Origin of the sequence: Trebonia sp. (assembly GCF_049794275.1) — a bacterium.
GTDB lineage: Bacteria > Actinomycetota > Actinomycetes > Streptosporangiales > Streptosporangiaceae > Trebonia.
The window spans coordinates 1-2,892 of sequence record NZ_JBARCR010000709.1; the positions used below are offsets into that span (position 1 = coordinate 1).

Sequence of the window (2,892 nt, forward strand, 5' to 3'; positions counted from 1 at the left end):
GGCTTGTCCTGCACCTGGCGGGCGGCGTCCCGCACGGCCAGCAGCCGGGCGAGGCTGAGCTGCAGCGGCGGCTCGTCCGGCTGGTACCGGCAGCCGATCGGGTAGTCGCGGTCCGGCCGGGTCGTCATCTCGATGTGGCAGCCGAGCACGTGGCTGACCCGCCGGGTGGCGGTGAACTCGGCGAGCCGGTCCAGGCTGGCGGTGAACGCCGCCATGTCCCGTACGTACAGCCGTCCCGGGTACACGGTGTCCCCGGTGAGCAGGAAGCCGGTGCGCTCGTCGTAGACGGTGATCGCCGCGTCCTGGTGGCCAGGCGAGCCGGTGATTTCCAGCCGGCGGCCGCCGAGATCGAAGACCAGCACCTGGCCGGGCCAGCTAGTGAAGCCGAAGTAGGCCTGCACATCGCCAAGCTCATGGCCGACGACCGTGGTGTCCGGCCGGCCGGCGAAGTCGCCGTCGCCGGCCACGTGGTCGCCGTGCCCGTGGGTATGCGCCACGACCAGCTGGTAGCCGGGCGTGTCCCGTTCCCTGTCCCTGAGCAGGGAGTCCACCGTCTGCCGCACGCCGCCGCCGGCCACCGCCCCGGTGTCGAGCAGGATCGCCCGCTCGGTGCCGCACAGCAGGTACAGGAACGGCCCTTCGTAGTTCAGGTCCTTGCTCTGCCGCAGGATGAACGTGTCGTCATCGACGTGTACCACCTGGACCTTGGGATCGGCGGGCCCGCCAGGCGGCGACCCGTGAATCCACCGCACGCCGGCCAGCGGATCGCGCTGGGTGGTATCCGCGTCTTTTGTCCCGTCCGCCATGCGGCAAGCTTAGGCCGCGGTCAGGATGAGCACCGGGATCTGCCGCGCGGTCGTGGCCTGGTACGTGCCGACGGTGGGGAACCGCGCGACCAGCTTCGGCCAGAGGTCCGCGCGGGCGGTGTCGTCCAGTTCCTCCGCCACGACCGTGAGCGTCCGGGCGCCGACCTCGGCCGTGATCACGGGGTTGGCCTTGAGGTTGTGGTACCAGGCCGGATGGGACGGCGACCCGCCGTTGGAGGCGACGACCGCGAAGCGGTCGCCGCCCACCGGGAGATAGCCAAGCGGCGTGACACGCTCGATCCCCGACCTGGCGCCGATGTGGTGGATGAGGATCATCGGGGTGCCCGCCCAGTCTCCGCCGGGGTGTCCGCCCGTCGCGCGGAACTCCTCGATGATCGTCGCGTTGTAGTCGCTGGCCATGATCCGCTCCAGCCCTCACGCATACTCGTCGTGGCGGCGGATCCAGGTCTGGAACGCGTCGCCCTCGTCGCGGCCCTTCGGCACCCGGTCGAGGACCGGGTAGTAGGGCATCAGGAACTCGACCCCGCGGGCCGCGGCCCCGTAGGTCTGGTAGACGGCGCCGTCCTGCAGCGTGAAGACGCTGACCGTCGGCGATTCCGTGAGGTAGCCGTTGACGTCGGTTCCCGTCGCGGCCGCGTTGACCGCCACGATCGGCGGCAGGCTGTCCGCGCTGAGCCCCCAGCCGCGCACCTGCTCCAGGGTGTAGGAGGCGCCGAAGTCGTAGTTGAAGTCAGTGTTCGCCGCCGACACCCACGGGGTGCGCCAGCCCATCCGACGCCGGTACGCCTGCAGCTTCGCCAGCGGCGCCTGCGAGACGAGCAGCAGGGTCACGTCGCGGGCGTGCAGGTGGGGGAGCAGGCCGTCGAGGCCGTCGGCCATCGACGAGTTGACCGGGCAGCCCGCCTCGTAGGCCGGCCCGAACATGAAGTGGTACACCATCAGCTGCGACCGGCCGTCGAAGAGCCCGGCCAGCGGCCGGGGACCGTCGTCGGTGTCGAGCACGTACTCCTTGCCGACCGCGACCCAGGGCAGCTCGCGGCGCTGGCGCGCCAGCTCGTCGCCCATCCGGGTGTGCTCCTTCTCGCGCCGCAGCAGATCGTCCCTGGCGGCCTGCCAGTCGGCGCGGCTGACAACCTTGTGGTCTGTCATGTCGTTCTCCTTCGCTGGTCCGCCAGTGCTTTTCTGGCGGCTGCCGATATAGACCAGCTCGATGCCGGAGAATCGCCGCGCCGGCTCATGCCAGGATCGAAAGCATGGGCCTGGGCCGCCGGTTGCGCAGTGCGTGGGCTGCGCTGCCCGTATGGGCCAGGTGGGTGCTGGCGGTCTACCTGATTGGTTTCACCGACGGCACGGCCGCCCACGCCAGGGACCTGGCCCGGGCCGGGTTCCACGCTTACTCAGGATTTCCGCAGGTTCCGCTGCGGGTGTTCTTCATCAGCTTGGTGCTCCTCGACCCGCTGGTCGTGGTGCTCGCGGCGCTGGTGCTCCCGGCGGGCATCTGGCTGGCGGCCGTCGTGATGGTCCTGGACGTCGCCGCGAACACGGCGGGGAACTGGTCCAGGATCCAGCACGACCCGGCGTGGCCGTTCACACCCGCGGGCCTGCTGCTCATCACTGTATTCGGCGCTTTCGTGCTCGCCACCGCCCCCGCCATGCTCCGCGCCACAAGAGCCACAAGGATCGTGCGGGATTCAGCGCCGCGTTCCGGGGCGCATCCCGCACGATAAATCAGGCCGCGTGAGGCCGGACCGTGTCCGGGTCCAGTGTTACCACCGGGACAGCGGCGTGGTGGAGCTCAGCCTTCAGGCCGGGGGACGCGCCGACGACGAGCATGCAGCGGCCCGCCTGGTCGAACCTGCGGGCGGGCGCCAGCAGGTGCCTGGCCAGACCGCGCGGGTCGCGCACGTCGGCGGCGGTCAAGTCGACGACCACCATGTCGCTACTCGGCTCGAGCGCGCCGAGCGTTTCGCTCAGCCGGGCGAGCGCCGCGTGGTCCAGCGGCCCGGCGGGTCGCACGGTCGTGGTGAACCAGCCGTCCTGCCCGGATGCCCGTGCCCCGGACATC

5 protein-coding genes are annotated in these 2,892 nt (G+C 70.9%); 1 reads left to right on the forward strand and 4 read right to left on the reverse strand.

Annotation, left to right across the window (positions count from 1 at the left end; translation table 11 throughout):
• From WA805_RS18810 to WA805_RS18820, 3 genes are all read right to left on the reverse strand, one after another.
• A partial coding sequence (locus WA805_RS18810) for an MBL fold metallo-hydrolase (protein WP_425242982.1) occupies positions 1-806 on the reverse strand: 806 nt, incomplete at its 3' end.
• A gap of 9 nt (positions 807-815) precedes the next feature.
• Positions 816-1,226 (reverse strand): nitroreductase family deazaflavin-dependent oxidoreductase, encoded by a 411-nt coding sequence (locus WA805_RS18815; RefSeq protein ID WP_425242983.1) that lies wholly within the window; start codon positions 1,224-1,226, stop codon positions 816-818.
• Positions 1,227-1,241: 15 nt separating this feature from the next.
• Positions 1,242-1,976 carry a DUF899 domain-containing protein gene (locus WA805_RS18820; RefSeq protein ID WP_422289487.1) on the reverse strand — a complete coding sequence of 245 codons (735 nt, stop codon included), beginning with the start codon at positions 1,974-1,976 and terminating at the stop codon, positions 1,242-1,244.
• Positions 1,977-2,080: 104 nt separating this feature from the next.
• Here WA805_RS18820 and WA805_RS18825 point away from each other — a divergent pair, with 104 nt between their 5' ends.
• Positions 2,081-2,554 carry a hypothetical protein gene (locus WA805_RS18825; protein ID WP_422281620.1) on the forward strand — a complete coding sequence of 158 codons (474 nt, stop codon included), beginning with the start codon at positions 2,081-2,083 and terminating at the stop codon, positions 2,552-2,554.
• A gap of 1 nt (position 2,555) precedes the next feature.
• On the opposite strand, the gene WA805_RS18830 is transcribed toward WA805_RS18825, so the two are convergent.
• Positions 2,556-2,892 (reverse strand): hypothetical protein (locus WA805_RS18830; RefSeq protein WP_425242984.1); only part of this gene is annotated, 337 nt, incomplete at its 5' end.

Coding starts and splice junctions, on each gene's coding strand:
- WA805_RS18815 (WP_425242983.1), bottom strand. CDS start 1,226: ATGGCCAGCGACTACAACGCGACGATCATCGAGGAGTTCCGCGCGACG.
- WA805_RS18820 (WP_422289487.1), bottom strand. CDS start 1,976: ATGACAGACCACAAGGTTGTCAGCCGCGCCGACTGGCAGGCCGCCAGG.
- WA805_RS18825 (WP_422281620.1), top strand. CDS start 2,081: ATGGGCCTGGGCCGCCGGTTGCGCAGTGCGTGGGCTGCGCTGCCCGTA.